Origin of the sequence: Pseudomonas sp. HN11 (assembly GCF_021390155.1) — a bacterium.
GTDB lineage: Bacteria > Pseudomonadota > Gammaproteobacteria > Pseudomonadales > Pseudomonadaceae > Aquipseudomonas.
Map to the genome: position 1 here is coordinate 1756268 of NZ_CP089985.1, position 15888 is coordinate 1772155.

Below are 15888 nucleotides of genomic sequence, written 5' to 3' on the forward strand. Positions count from 1 at the left end.
TTTTTTCTCGAAACGCCTGATGAAACACGAACTTCTGGATGGTGCAGTGGCTAAATATCTCTATGGTGGTTTTTTATTTCACCACCGTAATACCTTCTATAGGACATTCGGGGGAACTGGAGGTGATATTGGAGTGTCTTTCAACTATTGGTGAGTTGGCTCAATAACAAGCGATGGTAATACTTCTCTATTTTTATATGGAAACAGATGATGTTCTGGTGTCTTACTCTCGTCGTTGCAGTGATCTCATTCATGTTTACAGGAATAATGCGCCGCTATGCTGTCTCGCGGTCGCTCATTGATGTGCCTGGTGCCAGAAGCTCACACATCATTCCGACTCCCAGGGCTGGCGGTGTTGCCATTGTGCTTGCCTTCCTCCTGGCTTTGTCCGGTTTGGCCTATGCGCAGTTGATACCGACTGCGGACCTCCTGGGAATAGGGGGGGCCGGTATCCTGGTGGCCATCGTTGGTTTTTTTGATGACCACCATCCGGTTTCGGTACGTTGCCGCCTGGCCGGGCATTTTTCCGCCGCTGCCTGGGCATTGTTCTGGCTCGGTGGTTTACCACCGCTTCATATCTTTGGGATACCCGTTGGCAGTGAGTGGGTCGGGTATGTAGTGGGCGCCGTATATCTGGTATGGATGCTCAACTTATACAATTTCATGGACGGTATTGATGGAATTGCGAGCGTCGAAGCGATTTGCGCCTGTCTTGGCGCAATTCTGCTGTATTGGGTAGCGGGGTTTGAGCAACTGATTTGGTTGCCGCTAGTATTGTCAATGGCTGTTTCAGGGTTTTTATTCTGGAATTTCCCGCCTGCCCGGATTTTCATGGGAGACGCAGGTAGTGGCTTTCTCGGCATGACGCTGGGGGCGCTTTCCGTTCAGGCAGGTTGGGCGTCCTCCAATCTGTTATGGGCATGGTTGGTATTGTTGGGTGTATTTGTGGTCGATGCGACCTTCACGCTGATTCGGCGAGTTTCGCTGGGCGAGAAGTTCTATGTGGCGCATAGAACCCATGGCTATCAGTATGCATCCCGGCATTTTGGTAAACATCTTCCCGTGACACTGGCGGTAGTCGCTATCAATGTGTTTTGGCTGCTGCCCATTGCGTTGTCAATCGTACTGTTTCAGCTGGACGGTTTTTCTTGTGTTGCGCTCGCCTATGCGCCACTCGTGCTGTTGGCCATCAAGCTGGGTGCTGGGAAACCTGAAAGGGAAATCAAGGCGACCCAGGAAGATTTTTGAGCCAGGATCGACTTAGGGACTTAGAATGACAGTTGGCATGACGACATCAGGAGCTGTTTGAGTGGACGAAGGGGTGATGGACAAGTTTCGGGCAATGCTGCTGGGGTTGCCGAGACGAAAGAAACGACTGATTCAGGTAGCTGCTGACGTCGTAGTTCTTTGGGCTGCGCTTTGGCTGGCTTTCATCGTGAGATTGGGAACGGAAGACATGATCAATCCGTTGATCTATCACTTCTGGCTGTTCCTGGCGGCGCCTGTGGTTGCCATTCCTTTGTTCATCCGCTTCGGCATGTACCGGGCAGTAATGCGTTATTTTGGTAACGACGCATTGATAGCCATTATTAAGGCAGCCAGCCTCTCGTCTCTGGTTTTGGGAATCCTGGTGTATTGGTACAGCAATCATCAGCATGTAGTGCCGCGTTCAATTATCTTTAACTACTGGTGGCTCAGCATGATCATGGTCGGCGGCTTGCGCTTGGCCATGCGTCAATTTTTTCTGGGAGACTGGTTTTCAGCCTCTCAGCACATGCCATTTGCCAACCGTGACGATGGTTTGCTGCGTGTTGCCATCTATGGAGCAGGCTCCGCAGGTAATCAATTGGTCGCCGCGCTGCGCATGGGCCGTGTCATGCGCCCGGTTGCGTTTATCGATGACGATTCAAGTATTACTGACCGTGTCATTTCAGGACTGCAGGTCTATAAGCCCAGAAATATCCAACGGATGATCAAGGCCACGGGAGCCCAAGAGATACTTCTGGCAATCCCCTCTTCCAACCGTGGGCGTCGGCGCGAAATCCTCAGCTTCCTGGAGGGTTTTCCACTTCATGTGCGTAGCGTTCCCGGGTTCATGGACTTGGCCAGCGGGCGAGTCAAGGTGGACGATATTCAAGAGGTGGATATTGCAGACTTGCTTGGACGTGACGCGGTTCCGGCTCAGGAGGAATTGCTGGAGCGCTGTATCAAGGGCCACAGCGTTCTTGTCACGGGGGCGGGTGGCTCCATCGGCTCCGAGTTGTGCCGGCAGATATTATTGCTGCGTCCAACCTCGCTGATCCTGTTCGATCACAGTGAATTCAACCTTTACAGTATTCTCTCGGAGCTGGAGCAACGCGTTACTCGGGAGTCCCTGCCAATAAAGCTGTTGCCAATCCTGGGATCGGTACGTGACCCCGGAAAGCTGCTGGATGTAATGAAGACTTGGAAAATCCATACGGTCTATCACGCTGCGGCTTACAAACATGTGCCCATGGTCGAACACAACATCGCCGAGGGTGTCCTGAACAACGTCTTAGGCACGTTGAATACTGCCCAGGCAGCGCTTCAGTCCGGTGTAGCAAATTTTGTGCTGATCTCCACCGACAAAGCGGTGCGGCCGACCAATGTGATGGGGAGTACCAAGCGCCTGGCAGAGTTGACTCTGCAGGCACTCAGTCGTGAAGTGGCTCCGGTACTGTTTGGCGACAGGTCCAATGTTTCGCACGTCAATAAAACACGCTTCACTATGGTCCGCTTCGGTAATGTGCTGGGATCCTCCGGGTCAGTCATTCCTCTGTTTCACAAACAGATCAAATCTGGCGGTCCGCTGACGGTTACACACCCTAAGATCACTCGCTATTTCATGACAATCCCGGAAGCGGCTCAGTTGGTCATCCAGGCTGGCTCAATGGGCCTTGGGGGGGAAGTTTTCGTCCTGGACATGGGCGAGCCAGTGAGGATTGTCGAGCTCGCGGAAAAGATGATTCATCTCTCGGGTTTGAGCCTTCGTTCGGACAGTAACCCTCAGGGTGACATCGCAATAGAGTTCTCTGGCCTGCGCCCCGGTGAAAAGCTTTACGAGGAGTTACTGATTGGTGACAACGTGGTCGGAACCCAACACCCGATGATCATGAGCGCCAATGAAGATCACCTCGCTTGGGATCCTCTCAAGGCTAAGCTGAAAGAACTGCTGGCCGCCGTGGACCAAGACGATTACACCCGCGTCCGCCAACTCCTGCGCGACACCGTCAGCGGTTATTGCCCTGACGGCGAAATCGTCGACTGGATCTACCAGCAGCGTCGTCTGGAGCCATGATTTAACACTCTGTTACTCAAGCATTTTTGACGAATCTCTAGCATCACCTAAGTTTGAAAAGCAGCTTCGGAAAAGCTGCTTTTCCCTTAGCAACGTCATGGAGCGTCACAATGCAAAATACCTACCTTTCTTCCCTGATCTTCGCCTTCCTCACCACCCTCTCTGTCACCACCACCGCAGCCCCTTCCATCAAGCCCGAAGCACCGGCCCCTGTCGCCGCCCAGATGTCCAAGGTCGAGCAATCCGCCAAGGTCAACCTGAATGCCGCCGATGCCGAAACCCTGCGCCGTGATCTCTTCGGCATCGGTGCCGCCAAGGCCAAGGCGATCGTTGCCTACCGCGAAAGCAATGGGCCGTTCACGGCGGTGGATGAGTTATTGGAAGTGAAGGGGGTTGGCAAGGCATTGCTGGAGAAGAACCGCGAAAGGCTGACGATCAATTAAATCAGCCGGGAAAGCCGGTCACTGACCGGCTTTTTCATCCTCTGAAACCTGGGTTTTCAAGCTCTCCCGTACCACGTCCATTATCCGCCCGGCCAATGCCGGATCTGCGACACTCCTGGCCAGTACCAACGCTCCCACCAGCGTCGACATCATCACCAGACTTTGTGCATCCCCCCGTCCATTCGATAAAGCGGTTTCAATCTGCTTGAGTCGTGCGCCGAGCACTGCGTCCGTCGTTGCACTGTGTTGGCCTCTCAGGCCCAGTTCGGAGGACATGGTCGGCAGCGGGCAACCTTGGTCCGGAGACGTCAGATGCCATTCCGAGAGGTAACTATCAATGAACGCTTCCAGCGGCCGCTCCTGGCTGAACAGCATATCGCAGTGGGCATCCAACTCTGCAGCCGCGACCTGCAAGGCCTTTTCCACCAGCTCATCCTTGGACTTGAAGTGCGCATAGAACCCACCATGGGTCAGGCTCAGGGCTTTCATCAGCGGCTGCAAGCCGGTTGCACCGATACCGTCGCGGCGAAAGCGCACGGAAGCTTCCTTGATGATGCGTTGGTGGGTCTGGGTTTTGTGGTCGGGTGAATAACGCATGGCACGGCCTCGGTGACAGGTTGGCATTCTAACCAACTTGAATCCTTTTACATGCATGTACATTGGCATGAAAAGTGATTACCCATACCTGAAAGATTGTTCAACAATCGTGAAGGTAGCCATGACACTGCGCTTGTCTTTAGCCGATCAAATTGCCCTGGAGCTTCGCGCCGACATCATTGGCGGGCGGCTGCTACCAGGAATGCCGCTGGTAGAAGTAGAACTGGTGAAAGCCTACAGCGCGTCGCGCAATACGATCCGCGAAGCGTTGCACCGTTTAGGGCAAGAAGGGCTGACGCGTTATGTGCGCAATAAGGGGGTCATGGTCCGGCGGTTGGCGCGCGAGGAAGTGCGAGATTTGTTTGTAGTCCGTCGCACCCTGGAGTTGCAGGCCATTGCCCAGTGCGCTGCACTCACCCTTGAGCAATCCGAGCGCATGCAGAATGCAATCGAGGCAACCACCCTGGCGCGTGAGCGTGAAGACTGGCGAGCAGTTGCTACCCATAGCCTGGTGTTTCACCAGCAGATTGTCGGGTTAATGTGCAGCCCCCTGTTCGATGAGTTTTTTGCCCAGGTCATCGCCCAGTTGCGTTTGGTATTTTACGCCGCGCCCGATGAGCAACGCTTCCAGTCTCCATGGTTGGAGCGTGATCGTGAGATTTACACGTTATTGGTCCAGCAGGATAAACCGGCGGCAGGGGAGGCGATGAGCTTGTACCTGGATGATTCGGAGCGCCTGTCGTTGGCCTTGTTTAATCACCCCTGATCGAGGATCTGCACCATGTACAAAGACTATCCGGCCGCTTATCAGGTCAGTAAAGGCTCGGCGTTGCAGGTCGACACGGCGTTCTATGAGCGTATTCGTGATCGGGCTGACCAGCGCACGTTGGTTGAGCAGTTCGAGGTGCCGATCCGCACGGGCCGGGCATGGAAGGTGCCGGCCGGGCATGTGTTCCGGGTGACCACGCCGGTCGGCCCGCAGGTAGGCGACTTCAACGTGTGGAACGCCAACGACCCGCGCGAGCGCTTATGGGCGGCGCGCACTCGCCAATTGCAGGGCGCCCATGTCAGCACCCATGACCGTCTGTGGTCGAACCTGCCATTTTTGAGACCTTTGGTGACAATCACAGACGACAGCCTGGCCAGTTACGGCATCGATGAGCACGGTGGGCGCCTGCATGATTTGCTCGGTACGCGTTGCGATCCGTATGTGAATCGGATGCTCACGGGTGAAGACTTCCACCACCATTGCCACTCGAACCTGACTCGCGCGGTTTTACCCCACGGTCTGACGGAATTCGATGTGCACGACGTGCTGAATATTTTCCAGTGCACGGGCCTGAATCATGACGACATGTATTTCATGAAAGCCTGTCCGGCGCAGAAGGGCGACTACCTGGAATTCTTTGCCGAGATTGATTTGTTGTGTGCGTTGTCGACGTGCCCTGGTGGGGATTTGTCGTTGCCGATGTGGGGGCCCGAGGCACAGGATCCGCTGACGGTATGCCGTCCGCTGGGGGTTGAGATCTACAAGTTGGAGGATGAGCTGCTGAATGGCTGGAGCCAGCCGGAGCGTGCTGCCTATAAGGGACAGCACGGGTTGCATATTGCCAAGGCGGCTTGGGAGTAACCCAAGGCTCAGCGATCCTGAGCGTCCTTGGCATCCGCCTGGGCGTTGCGCTCGGCCACACGCTTGCGTTGTTCGTCGGTGAGTTCCACTTTGTTGGCACTGTCACGCAGCATCATCAACCCACCGACGATCGACCCGATCGCAACTACCATAATCAACCACGCGTACCACGGCATAAGGCTCTCCTTGAGGCAGATTGCCGTGGGAGAACTTTCCCACGGCAATAACTGCTTTGAGTAACGGGCTTTCTTACTAGTTCAGTGTAGGCCCATTCCGCCCCTTAGTAGATCAGAGCCCGGTCAACATCGCATCCGGCGGTGCGTCGGCACGGTCCTGCGCGGTCATTTGGAAGTAAGCGAAACCCGCCCCCATGAAGCCCAGGAAGATCAGCCCGATCAGCGCGTTGAACCAGGCCATGGCCACCAGGCACGCCACCGCCAGTACCAGCGCAATGCCCGGCACGATGGGATAACCGGGGGCGCGAAAGGTACGCTCCAGCAGCGGTTCGGTCTTACGTAGTTTAAACAGGCTGAGCATGCTCATGATGTACATCACAATCGCGCCGAATACGGCCATGGTGATCATCGCGGCGGTCAGTGTCATGCCGCCCAGATTGATCAGACCGTCGCTGTAGATGGCGGCAATACCTACCACACCGCCGGCGATGATTGCCCGGTGCGGTGTCTGAAAACGCGACAGTTTGGCGAGGAAAGACGGCAGGTAACCTGCGCGGGCCAAGGCAAAGAACTGGCGCGAGTAGCCCAGGATGATGCCGTGGAAGCTGGCCACCAGGCCAAACAGGCCGATCCACACCAGCATGTGCAGCCAGCCGGAGCTGTCACCCACCACGGCTTTCATGGCTTGTGGCAAGGGATCGTTGATGTTGGACAGGGTACGCCAGTCGCCCACGCCGCCAGCAAAGAACATCACGCCCATCGCCAGGATCACCAGGGTCAGGATGCCGCTGATGTAGGCCTTTGGAATGGTGCGCTTCGGATCTTTCGCTTCTTCGGCGGCCATGGCTGCGCCTTCGATGGCGAGGAAAAACCAGATGGCGAAAGGAATCGCGGCAAACATGCCTGCAATCGCGGGTGCATCAAAGGTGTCTGAGCCGGCCCAGCCGTTCAGGGCGAAGTTGCTGAAGCTGAACGCGGGTGCGACGACGCCCATGAACACCAGCAGCTCGGCGACGGCGAGCACGCACACGACCAATTCGAAGGTCGCGGCGAGTTTCACGCCGAGAATGTTCAGGCCCATGAACACGATGTACGCGCCGACGGCGGCGTGCTTCGGGTCCAGCGCTGGAAACTGCACATTCAGATAGGCGCCGATGGCCAAGGCGATTGCAGGCGGAGCGAAGACGAATTCGATCAAGGTCGCGAGACCGGCGATCAAGCCACCTTTCTCACCAAAGGCGCGACGGCTGTAGGCAAACGGCCCGCCCGCGTGAGGAATGGCGGTAGTCAGCTCAGTGAAACTGAAGATGAAGCAGGTGTACATCGCGGCGACCATCAGTGAGGTCACCAGAAAGCCCAGCGTCCCGGCGACGCCCCAGCCATAACTCCAGCCGAAGTATTCGCCGGAAATGACCAGGCCGACAGCGATACCCCATAAGTGCAGGGTGCCCAAGGTGGGTTTGAGTTGTGTGTTCATGGTGTTGCTCTCCCTGAACCGGTTGGAATGATTCAAGGTGTTGCAGCGGATATGCCAGGATGGGAATCATTGTCGTAAAGCTGCGCAACTGTCGCCACGGGAACGGTTTGGCGTTGAAATCCGCATCTCCCTGCACCAGATCAGGGCGGGTCCTACCACAAGCGCGCATACATCCCTCTGTAAACCCCGCATAAACCCACTCTTTACGCCGTCTTTACGCCCTGCCTGTCCCCTCGCTCTCGTTCCTTTACACCACTCCTGCCGACAATTGGCCCACACGCGGCACTCGCCGCTAAACGGAGAGACTTCCATGAGCGTTCTGGACGGGGTGTCACTGCTATTGGCCGTGGCGCTGTTCATTTATCTGCTGGTTGCGCTGCTACGCGCGGATCGGAACTAGGAGCGGGCCATGCACAGTTATGACTATTGGCTGATCATTGCCTTCTTTGCGGTGGTGCTGGTGCCGGCCCCGTTCCTGGGGCGGTTCTATTACAAGGTGATGGAAGGGCAGCGCACCTGGCTCACGCCGGTGTTCGGCCCGGTGGAGCGCGCCTGTTATCGCTTGTCGGGCGTAGACGAGCATCAAGAACAAAGCTGGCAGAAGTACATGTTGGCCTTGCTTGCCTTCAACCTTGCAGGCTTTGTGCTGTTGTTCGCGATCCTGCTGTTCCAGGACTACCTCCCCCTGAACCCGCAGAAATTGCCGGGTCAGGAATGGACCCTGGCCTTCAACACAGCGGTCAGTTTCATGACCAACACCAACTGGCAGTCCTACAGCGGTGAGGCGTCCCTGAGTTACCTCAGCCAGATGGCGGGCCTGACCGTGCAGAATTTCGTCAGCGCGGCGACCGGTCTGGCAGTGCTGGTCGCTTTGTGCCGTGGGATTGGTCGCAAATCCACCAAGACGTTGGGCAACTTCTGGGTCGATATGACCCGCGCCACCCTCTACGGCTTGCTGCCGTTGTGCCTGGTGCTGGCGTTGTTCCTGGTGTGGCAGGGCGTACCGCAGACCTTCGCCCATTACGTGGATGCCGTGACGATGCAAGGTGTGGATCAAGTGATCCCCCTGGGCCCGGCGGCCAGCCAGATTGCGATCAAGCAATTGGGCACCAACGGCGGTGGCTTTTTTGGTGTCAACTCGGCGCATCCGTTCGAGGACCCAACGGCCTGGGCAAACCTGTTTGAAGTGGCGGCGATCATCCTGATCCCGGTGGCGCTGGTTTTTACCTTCGGTCACTACGTGAAGGACCTGCGCCAAAGTCGCGCGATCCTCGGCTGCATGCTGGCGCTGTTCCTGATTGGCGGCGCGACCTCGCTGTGGGCTGAATACCAGCCCAACCCGACGTTGAACAATCCGGCTGTGGAGCAAACCGCACCGCTGGAAGGCAAGGAGGCACGCTTCGGTACCACCGGTACGGTGCTGTGGTCGGTGACCACAACGGCGGCGTCCAACGGTTCGGTCAACGGCATGCAGGACAGCCTCAGCCCGCTCAGCGGCATGGTCGCGCTGGTCAACATGATGGTCGGCGAAGTGATCTTTGGCGGCGTCGGCGCCGGTATGTACGGCATGTTACTCAACGTGTTGATCGCGGTGTTCCTCGCCGGCCTGATGATCGGCCGCACTCCGGAGTACCTGGGTAAAAAGCTGCAGGCCAAGGAAGTGCAATTGCTGGTGGTGACCTTGCTGGTAATGCCGGTGGGTGTGTTGGTACTGGGTGCCATCGCCGCGAGCCTGCCTGGTCCGGCCGGTGCCATCAGTAACCCTGGCCCTCACGGTTTCAGCCAATTGCTTTATGCCTACACCTCGGCCAGTGCCAACAACGGCTCGGCGTTCGGCGGCTTCAGCGCCAACACCCCGTTCCATAACTTGATGCTGGGCCTGGGCATGTTGATCGGCCGCTTCGGCTACATCCTCCCGGTATTGGCCCTGGCTGGCAGCCTGGCGATGAAGAAGACCGCGCCGATCGGCCAGAACAGCTTCCCGACCCATGGCCCGCTGTTCGTGACCCTGTTGACCGTGACCATTTTGCTGGTAGGCGGCCTGACCTTCCTGCCGACGCTGGCGTTAGGTCCCATCGCTGAACATATGAGCATGGGCTTCTAATTAAGGGATATGAAAATGAATATGCCTGCAAAAAATGCAGCTCCGGCCAAAATCCAGGAGCCCGCCAAAACCGCCATCTCCGCCCTGTGGCGTCCGGCGCTGGTCCAGGCGTTCGTCAAGCTGGATCCACGTCAACTGCAACGCTCGCCGGTGATGCTGGTGGTCGAGTTGACCGCCATCCTCACCACCGTGCTGTGCTTCGTGCCTGACACCGCTGTGCCCACCTATGTCGCGGTGCAAATCGCGGTGTGGCTGTGGTTCACCGTGCTGTTTGCCAACTTCGCCGAAGCCTTGGCCGAAGGGCGTGGCAAGGCGCGTGCCGACAGCCTCAAGGCCGGCAGCGAAGGCCTGAGTGCTCGCCGCAAGGAGGCCGATGGCAGCTTCAAGGTCGTGCCGGCCACCAGTCTGCGCAAAGGCGATGTGGTGCGCGTGGCCGCTGGGGAAATGATCCCTGGTGACGGCGAAGTCATCGAAGGGATCGCGGCGGTCAACGAAGCGGCGATCACCGGCGAATCCGCACCGGTGATCCGCGAGTCCGGTGGCGACCGTTCGGCCGTCACCGGCAACACCCGCCTGGTGTCGGACTGGCTGCTGATCCGCATCACCACCAACCCCGGTGAGTCCACCCTCGACCGCATGATCGCCCTGGTAGAAGGCGCCAAACGCCAGAAAACCCCCAACGAAGTCGCGCTGGATATCCTGCTGATTGGCCTGACCCTGATTTTCCTGTTGGTGGTGGTGACCCTGCAGCCGTTCGCGCACTTCGCCAGCGGCAGTTTGCCCCTTGTGTTCCTGGTCGCACTGCTGGTGACGCTGATTCCTACGACCATCGGCGGCTTGTTGTCGGCCATCGGTATCGCCGGGATGGATCGCCTGGTGCGTCTCAATGTGATCGCCAAGTCTGGCCGTGCCGTGGAAGCGGCGGGCGACGTACACGTGTTGCTGCTGGACAAGACCGGCACCATCACCTTTGGTAACCGCCGTTGTGCGGCAGTGGTCGCGGCGCCAGGCGTCAGCGGCAAGGAAGTGGCCGAAGGTGCGCTGTTTGCCTCGCTGGCGGATGACACGGCGGAAGGCAAATCCATCGTCGAATACCTGCGCGCCTTGCACCCTCAGGCCGAGCCGACTGCGGATGAGTTGACCGCCGTGCCGTTCAGTGCGGAAACCCGGTTGTCCGGCGTCGACTACCAGGGCCGTGTTTTCCGCAAAGGCGCGGTGGATTCGCTGCTGGCGTTTATTGGTCAGCAACGCCGCGATTTGCAACCGGCACTGTCGCGGGAAATCGACAAAATTGCCCAAAGCGGTGGCACCCCATTGCTGGTGTGTGCCGATGGCAAGCTGCTCGGGGCGATCCACCTGAAAGACGTGGTCAAGCCCGGTATTCGTGAGCGTTTCGCCGAACTGCGCAAACTGGGGATCCGCACCGTAATGGTGACCGGCGATAACCCGCTGACCGCCGCCGCGATTGCCGCAGAAGCGGGCGTGGACGATGTACTGGCCGAAGCCACGCCGGAGAAAAAACTCGCACGCATTCGTCATGAGCAAAATGACGGCCGGCTGGTGGCGATGTGCGGGGACGGGGCCAACGATGCCCCTGCGCTGGCCCAGGCTGACGTCGGCATGGCAATGAATGACGGCACCCAGGCCGCTCGTGAAGCCGCCAACATGGTCGACCTCGACAGCGATCCGACCAAGCTGCTGGACGTGGTGCAGATCGGCAAAGAGTTGCTGGTGACCCGTGGCGCACTGACCACGTTCTCCATCGCCAACGACGTGGCCAAGTACTTCGCGATCCTGCCGGCGCTCTTTGCCTCGATCTACCCGCAACTGGGCGTGCTCAACGTGATGCACTTGCAGAGCCCGCAGAGCGCGATCCTGTCGGCCATCGTGTTCAACGCGCTGATTATCGTGGTGCTGATTCCGCTGGCGCTGCGCGGTGTGCGTGTGCAGGCGGCGAGTGCGGCGGCATTGCTGCGACGTAACCTGCTGATCTACGGGCTGGGCGGGATACTGGTGCCGTTCGTGGGTATCAAGGCGATCGACATGCTGTTGACTGCGTTGCACCTGGTTTGACCCGAATCCTGTGGGTGCCAGATGGGTGCCCACAGGTTGCAATGACCGAATTGAGGAATCCGAAATGTCCAACATGATCCGCCCGGCCCTAAGCCTGCTGGTGCTCATGACTCTGATCACCGGCGTCGCCTACCCATTGGTGGTAACTGGCGTCGCCCAAGTCGCCTTCCCGGACCAGGCCAATGGCAGCCTGGTGCGCGACGACAGCGGCAAGGTGCGTGGTTCCAGCCTGATCGCCCAGGATTTTACCGGCGACAGCTGGTTCCACCCGCGCCCCTCGGCCGGCGCTTTTGCGACAGTTTCCAGCAGTGCCAGCAACCTTGGCCCTAGCAACCCGGCGCTGGCCGCGCGCATCTTTGATGACGCCAACAAGCAGTTGGTCCCCGGCCAGGGCCCGGTGCCTTTGGCGTCGCTGACTACCTCTGGCAGCGGTCTTGATCCACACTTGCCACCACAGGCGATTGCCTATCAACTGGCGCGGGTGGCGGCGGCGCGGAATGTGCCGGTGTCGACCTTGCAGCGCTTGCTCGATGAGCACATCGAAAGCCCACTGGTGGGCCCGCCGGTGGTGAATGTGCTGGCGCTGAACATGGCCCTGGAAAAGCTGTAACCCGATCAATACCTGAAGGACACTGCCCGCATGAGCGACTCCGGCCGCGCCGATGCCTTGTTAGCCGATCTGCCACGGGACGGCCGTGGCCGGCTCAAAGTCTTCCTCGGGGCCGCACCGGGGGTGGGCAAGACCTACGCCATGCTTCAGGCCGCTCACACCCAGCTACGTCAAGGCGTGCGCTTGATTGCCGGCGTGGTCGAGACCCATGGCCGCGCCGAGACCGAAGCCTTGCTCAGCGGCCTGCCGCAGCAACCTTTGCTGCGCAGCGAATACCGTGGCGTGATGCTCGAAGAGATGGACCTCGACGGCCTGCTCGTCGCCAAGCCCAAGCTGGTATTGGTGGATGAACTGGCCCACAGCAACGCCCCCGGCAGTCGCCATGAAAAGCGCTGGCAAGACATCCAGGAATTGCTCGCGGCGGGCATCAACGTGTTTACCACGGTCAACGTTCAGCACCTGGAAAGCCTCAATGATCAGGTGCGCGGCATCACCGGGGTGCAGGTGCGTGAAACCTTGCCGGACTGGGTGTTGCAAGAGGCCGACGAACTGCTGCTGATCGACCTGCCGTCCCGCGAGTTGCTGGAGCGCCTGCGTGACGGCAAGGTTTATGTGCCGGAGCAGGCCCGCGCGGCCATCGACGCATTTTTCACCCAGACCAACCTGATGGCCTTGCGCGAGTTGGCCATGCAAACCGCCGCCGCCCATGTCGATGACGATTTGGCCCAAGGCTATCGCCAACTCGGTCAGGCCGCGCCCGCGGTGCGCGGTCGTTTGCTGGTGGGCGTGGATGGCGATGCGCAGGCCGAACGTCTGGTACGCCATGCCAGCCGCGTCGCCCAGCGTCGGCATTTGCCGTGGAGCCTGGTGCATATCGATAACGGCGGTGCGCGGGATGAGCAGTCGCGACTGCGCCTGCAGAATGCCCAGCAACTGGCCGAGCGCCTGGGGGGCGAGGTGGTGCTGCTGCGGGCGGGGGAGGTGGCCAAGACACTGATCCAGCATGCTGCCGAGCGTCGTGCCAGCCTGTTGCTGGTGGGGCAATCGCGGATGCGTTGGCGGCGTCGATTGTTTGGCGGCGGCCTGGCCGCGCGGTTGTTGCGTAATGCGCGTGGCCTGGAAATCAACGTCCTTGACAGCGACGACATCCCCGTACCGTCACGTTTGCCGGATGTGCGCGGGCTGGTGTGGTTCGACTATGCACTGGCGGTCGTGGCGACAGTGGTTGCGGCGGCGGTGGCCTGGGCGGTGTCCAGCGTCTTGCCGCTGCCGAACATCTCGCTGGTGTTCCTGGCCGCTGTGTTGCTGGTGGCGGTACGCAGCAGCCTGGGGCCGTCACTGGTGTGTGCGGCGTTGTCGTTCATGACCTACGACTTCCTGTTTATCCCGCCGAATTTCTCCTTCGCCATTCAGCGCGAAGAAGATGTGCTGACCCTATTGTTCTTCTTGTTGATGGCGGCGCTGACCGGCAACCTGGCGGCGCGTCAACGTCGCCAATTGCAGGCGTTGCGCGATACCCAGGAAGAAACCAGCGAGTTGCTGGACCTCTCACGCAAACTCACTGCCGCCACCGACCGCCAGGCGGTGGTCAGCGCTGCGGCGCATCATTTGGAAGGTTGGAGCGACCTGGATCTGTGCCTGGTCAATCGTGATGGCCAGGGGGGGTGGGCGATCGAGACCGGCGGCCCGCTGAACCTTACTGAAGCCGAGCGCGCCGCTGCGGATTGGGCCTGGCAGCATGATCAGCCAGCGGGCATGGGCACCGGCACCTTGCCGTTCGGGCGTTGGTGGTGGTGGCCGTTGTCGGGCGAGGAGGGCCCGCTGGGATTGCTCGGTGTCAGCCCCAAACCCGGCCTGGAATTGAGCGGCCAACGTCGTCGTTTACTCACTGCCTTGAGCCAGCCGCTGGCCCAGGCGCTGGCGCGTGCGCAACTGGCTCAGGAGCTGGAGTCCGCTAGGTTGCACGGTGAGACTGAGCAACTGCGCAGCGCGTTACTGGCCTCGGTGTCCCACGATTTACGCACGCCGCTGACCGCCATGCGCGGCAGCATCGACAGCCTGCTGGCGCTCGGTGAGGCGATACCGCTGGAGGATCGTCGCGAATTGCTGGAGGGCACCCGCGATGAGGCCGAGCGTCTCGATCGGTATATCCAGAACTTGCTGGACATGACGCGTCTCGGCCATGGCGCGTTGAAACTGGCGCGGGATTGGGTGTCGCCGGGCGATATCGTCGGCAGTGCGATTGGACGTCTGCGTGCGGTGCTGGCGCCGTTGCAAGTGAGTACCGATGTGCCGCCTGAGTTGCCTTTGTTGTATGTGCATGCCGCGTTGATCGAGCAAGCACTGGTCAATGTGCTGGAAAACGCCGCGCGCTTTTCGCCGCCGCAAGGCCGATTGCAATTGAGCGCCAGCGTTTCAGAGGGTCAGCTGTTTTTCGCGGTGGCCGATGAGGGGCCGGGCATTCCCGAAGACGAGCGGGCAAAAATTTTCGATATGTTCTACACCGCCGCACGGGGTGACCGAGGTGGGCAGGGCACGGGCCTGGGCCTGGCGATCTGCCAGGGCATGGTCGGTGCCCACGGTGGGCACATCAGCGTGGCCGACGGTATTGAAGGTCGAGGCACCTGTATCTCCTTGTTCCTGCCCTTGCCGACACAGCCTGGCCTGGAGCGCGAGGCATGAGCTACCCTGTTTTCTTCACGGATTTTGATTGGACACCATGAGCCAGACCTCGACGATTTTGGTCATTGATGACGAACCGCAGATCCGCAAATTCCTGCGCATCAGCCTGGCTTCCCAGGGCTATAAAGTGATCGAGGCCGGCACCGGCAACGAAGGCCTGGCCCAGGCGGCGCTGAGCAAGCCGGACCTGCTGGTGCTCGATCTTGGCCTGCCGGACATGGACGGCCAGCAGGTGCTGCGTGAGTTTCGTGAGTGGTCGACAGTGCCGGTGCTGGTGTTGTCGGTGCGGGCCAGCGAGGTGCAGAAAGTTGAAGCCCTTGATGGGGGGGCCAATGACTATGTGACCAAACCCTTCGGCATCCAGGAGTTTCTCGCCAGGGTTCGCGCGTTGTTGCGTCAGGCGCCGGCGGGCGAAGCCCAGGAAGCCGCACTGCGTTTTGGCCCCTTGACGGTGGACCTGGCCTATCGCCGGGTGTTGCTGGATGGTGCTGAAGTGGCGCTGACGCGCAAGGAATACGCGGTGCTGGCGCAATTGGCACGGCATCCGGGGCGGGTGATTACCCAGCAGCAATTGCTCAAGGACATCTGGGGGCCCACCCATACCCAGGACAGCCATTACCTGCGTATTGTGGTGGGGCATCTGCGACAGAAGTTGGCGGATGATCCGACCCAGCCACGGTTTATCGTGACCGAGGCGGGGGTGGGGTATCGGTTGTTGAGTGCTTAGAGTGTAGGCGTCTGGTCGGGCCTCTTCGCGGGCTTGCTCGCGAAAGGGCC

Annotated in this window: 14 protein-coding genes; 11 read left to right on the forward strand and 3 right to left on the reverse strand. The window is 59.4% G+C overall.

Translation table 11 applies throughout. The annotated features are described in order from the left end of the window. Positions 1–207 precede the first annotated feature (207 nt). The 3 genes from LVW35_RS08045 to LVW35_RS08055 all read left to right on the forward strand — a co-directional run bounded on the left by LVW35_RS08045 (position 208) and on the right by LVW35_RS08055 (position 3762). The gene (locus LVW35_RS08045) at positions 208–1248 is read left to right on the forward strand and encodes an MraY family glycosyltransferase (RefSeq protein WP_233894684.1); all 1041 of its coding nucleotides are present in this window, start codon (positions 208–210) and stop codon (positions 1246–1248) included. A gap of 76 nt (positions 1249–1324) precedes the next feature. After that, entirely contained in the window at positions 1325–3319 is a 1995-nt protein-coding gene (locus LVW35_RS08050; protein WP_442799667.1) for a polysaccharide biosynthesis protein, read from the forward strand. Positions 3320–3429: 110 nt separating this feature from the next. Beyond that, complete coding sequence (locus LVW35_RS08055; RefSeq protein ID WP_233894686.1) at positions 3430–3762, forward strand: ComEA family DNA-binding protein; 333 nt, start codon at positions 3430–3432, stop codon at positions 3760–3762. An 18-nt stretch (positions 3763–3780) separates the two neighbouring features. Here LVW35_RS08055 and LVW35_RS08060 read toward each other — a convergent pair whose 3' ends face one another. Beyond that, the gene (locus LVW35_RS08060) at positions 3781–4359 is read right to left on the reverse strand and encodes a TetR/AcrR family transcriptional regulator (RefSeq protein ID WP_233894688.1); all 579 of its coding nucleotides are present in this window, start codon (positions 4357–4359) and stop codon (positions 3781–3783) included. Between the two features lie 121 nt (positions 4360–4480). On the opposite strand from LVW35_RS08060, the gene LVW35_RS08065 reads away from it, so the two are divergent. Both LVW35_RS08065 and LVW35_RS08070 read left to right on the forward strand, forming a co-directional pair. After that, on the forward strand, positions 4481–5125 hold the full coding sequence (locus LVW35_RS08065) for a GntR family transcriptional regulator (RefSeq protein ID WP_233896430.1): 645 nt from the start codon (positions 4481–4483) through the stop codon (positions 5123–5125). Positions 5126–5140: 15 nt separating this feature from the next. Further along, complete coding sequence (locus tag LVW35_RS08070) at positions 5141–5989, forward strand: urea carboxylase-associated family protein (RefSeq protein ID WP_233894690.1); 849 nt, start codon at positions 5141–5143, stop codon at positions 5987–5989. An 8-nt stretch (positions 5990–5997) separates the two neighbouring features. On the opposite strand, the gene LVW35_RS08075 is transcribed toward LVW35_RS08070, so the two are convergent. Both LVW35_RS08075 and eat read right to left on the reverse strand, forming a co-directional pair. Continuing rightward, positions 5998–6165 carry a DUF2897 family protein gene (locus LVW35_RS08075; protein ID WP_003172675.1) on the reverse strand — a complete coding sequence of 56 codons (168 nt, stop codon included), beginning with the start codon at positions 6163–6165 and terminating at the stop codon, positions 5998–6000. 112 nt (positions 6166–6277) lie between these two features. Continuing rightward, entirely contained in the window at positions 6278–7642 is a 1365-nt protein-coding gene (gene eat / locus LVW35_RS08080) for an ethanolamine permease (protein WP_233894692.1), read from the reverse strand. 310 nt (positions 7643–7952) lie between these two features. On the opposite strand from eat, the gene kdpF reads away from it, so the two are divergent. The 6 genes from kdpF to LVW35_RS08110 all read left to right on the forward strand — a co-directional run bounded on the left by kdpF (position 7953) and on the right by LVW35_RS08110 (position 15838). Further along, positions 7953–8042, forward strand: a complete 90-nt coding sequence (kdpF, locus tag LVW35_RS08085) for a K(+)-transporting ATPase subunit F (RefSeq protein WP_003218754.1) — start codon at positions 7953–7955, stop codon at positions 8040–8042. A gap of 9 nt (positions 8043–8051) precedes the next feature. Continuing rightward, a complete protein-coding gene (gene kdpA, locus LVW35_RS08090; protein WP_233894695.1) occupies positions 8052–9746 on the forward strand; it encodes a potassium-transporting ATPase subunit KdpA in 1695 nt (564 codons plus the stop codon). Positions 9747–9761: 15 nt separating this feature from the next. Next, entirely contained in the window at positions 9762–11819 is a 2058-nt protein-coding gene (gene kdpB, locus LVW35_RS08095) for a potassium-transporting ATPase subunit KdpB (RefSeq protein ID WP_442799624.1), read from the forward strand. Positions 11820–11883: 64 nt separating this feature from the next. Then, positions 11884–12429, forward strand: a complete 546-nt coding sequence (gene kdpC / locus LVW35_RS08100; RefSeq protein ID WP_233894699.1) for a potassium-transporting ATPase subunit KdpC — start codon at positions 11884–11886, stop codon at positions 12427–12429. Between the two features lie 30 nt (positions 12430–12459). After that, the gene (locus tag LVW35_RS08105; RefSeq protein ID WP_233894700.1) at positions 12460–15111 is read left to right on the forward strand and encodes a sensor histidine kinase; all 2652 of its coding nucleotides are present in this window, start codon (positions 12460–12462) and stop codon (positions 15109–15111) included. Positions 15112–15148: 37 nt separating this feature from the next. Then, the gene (locus LVW35_RS08110; protein WP_233894702.1) at positions 15149–15838 is read left to right on the forward strand and encodes a response regulator; all 690 of its coding nucleotides are present in this window, start codon (positions 15149–15151) and stop codon (positions 15836–15838) included. The last annotated feature ends 50 nt before the right edge of the window (positions 15839–15888 follow it).

What these genes read in the sequence shown, in the direction of transcription:
- LVW35_RS08045 (WP_233894684.1), top strand. Translation starts at nt 208, where the DNA reads ATGATGTTCTGGTGTCTTACTCTCGTCGTTGCAGTGATCTCATTCATG.
- LVW35_RS08050 (WP_442799667.1), top strand. Translation starts at nt 1,325, where the DNA reads ATGGACAAGTTTCGGGCAATGCTGCTGGGGTTGCCGAGACGAAAGAAA.
- LVW35_RS08055 (WP_233894686.1), top strand. Translation starts at nt 3,430, where the DNA reads ATGCAAAATACCTACCTTTCTTCCCTGATCTTCGCCTTCCTCACCACC.
- LVW35_RS08060 (WP_233894688.1), bottom strand. Translation starts at nt 4,359, where the DNA reads ATGCGTTATTCACCCGACCACAAAACCCAGACCCACCAACGCATCATC.
- LVW35_RS08065 (WP_233896430.1), top strand. Translation starts at nt 4,481, where the DNA reads ATGACACTGCGCTTGTCTTTAGCCGATCAAATTGCCCTGGAGCTTCGC.
- LVW35_RS08070 (WP_233894690.1), top strand. Translation starts at nt 5,141, where the DNA reads ATGTACAAAGACTATCCGGCCGCTTATCAGGTCAGTAAAGGCTCGGCG.
- LVW35_RS08075 (WP_003172675.1), bottom strand. Translation starts at nt 6,165, where the DNA reads ATGCCGTGGTACGCGTGGTTGATTATGGTAGTTGCGATCGGGTCGATC.
- eat (WP_233894692.1), bottom strand. Translation starts at nt 7,642, where the DNA reads ATGAACACACAACTCAAACCCACCTTGGGCACCCTGCACTTATGGGGT.
- kdpF (WP_003218754.1), top strand. Translation starts at nt 7,953, where the DNA reads ATGAGCGTTCTGGACGGGGTGTCACTGCTATTGGCCGTGGCGCTGTTC.
- kdpA (WP_233894695.1), top strand. Translation starts at nt 8,052, where the DNA reads ATGCACAGTTATGACTATTGGCTGATCATTGCCTTCTTTGCGGTGGTG.
- kdpB (WP_442799624.1), top strand. Translation starts at nt 9,762, where the DNA reads ATGAATATGCCTGCAAAAAATGCAGCTCCGGCCAAAATCCAGGAGCCC.
- kdpC (WP_233894699.1), top strand. Translation starts at nt 11,884, where the DNA reads ATGTCCAACATGATCCGCCCGGCCCTAAGCCTGCTGGTGCTCATGACT.
- LVW35_RS08105 (WP_233894700.1), top strand. Translation starts at nt 12,460, where the DNA reads ATGAGCGACTCCGGCCGCGCCGATGCCTTGTTAGCCGATCTGCCACGG.
- LVW35_RS08110 (WP_233894702.1), top strand. Translation starts at nt 15,149, where the DNA reads ATGAGCCAGACCTCGACGATTTTGGTCATTGATGACGAACCGCAGATC.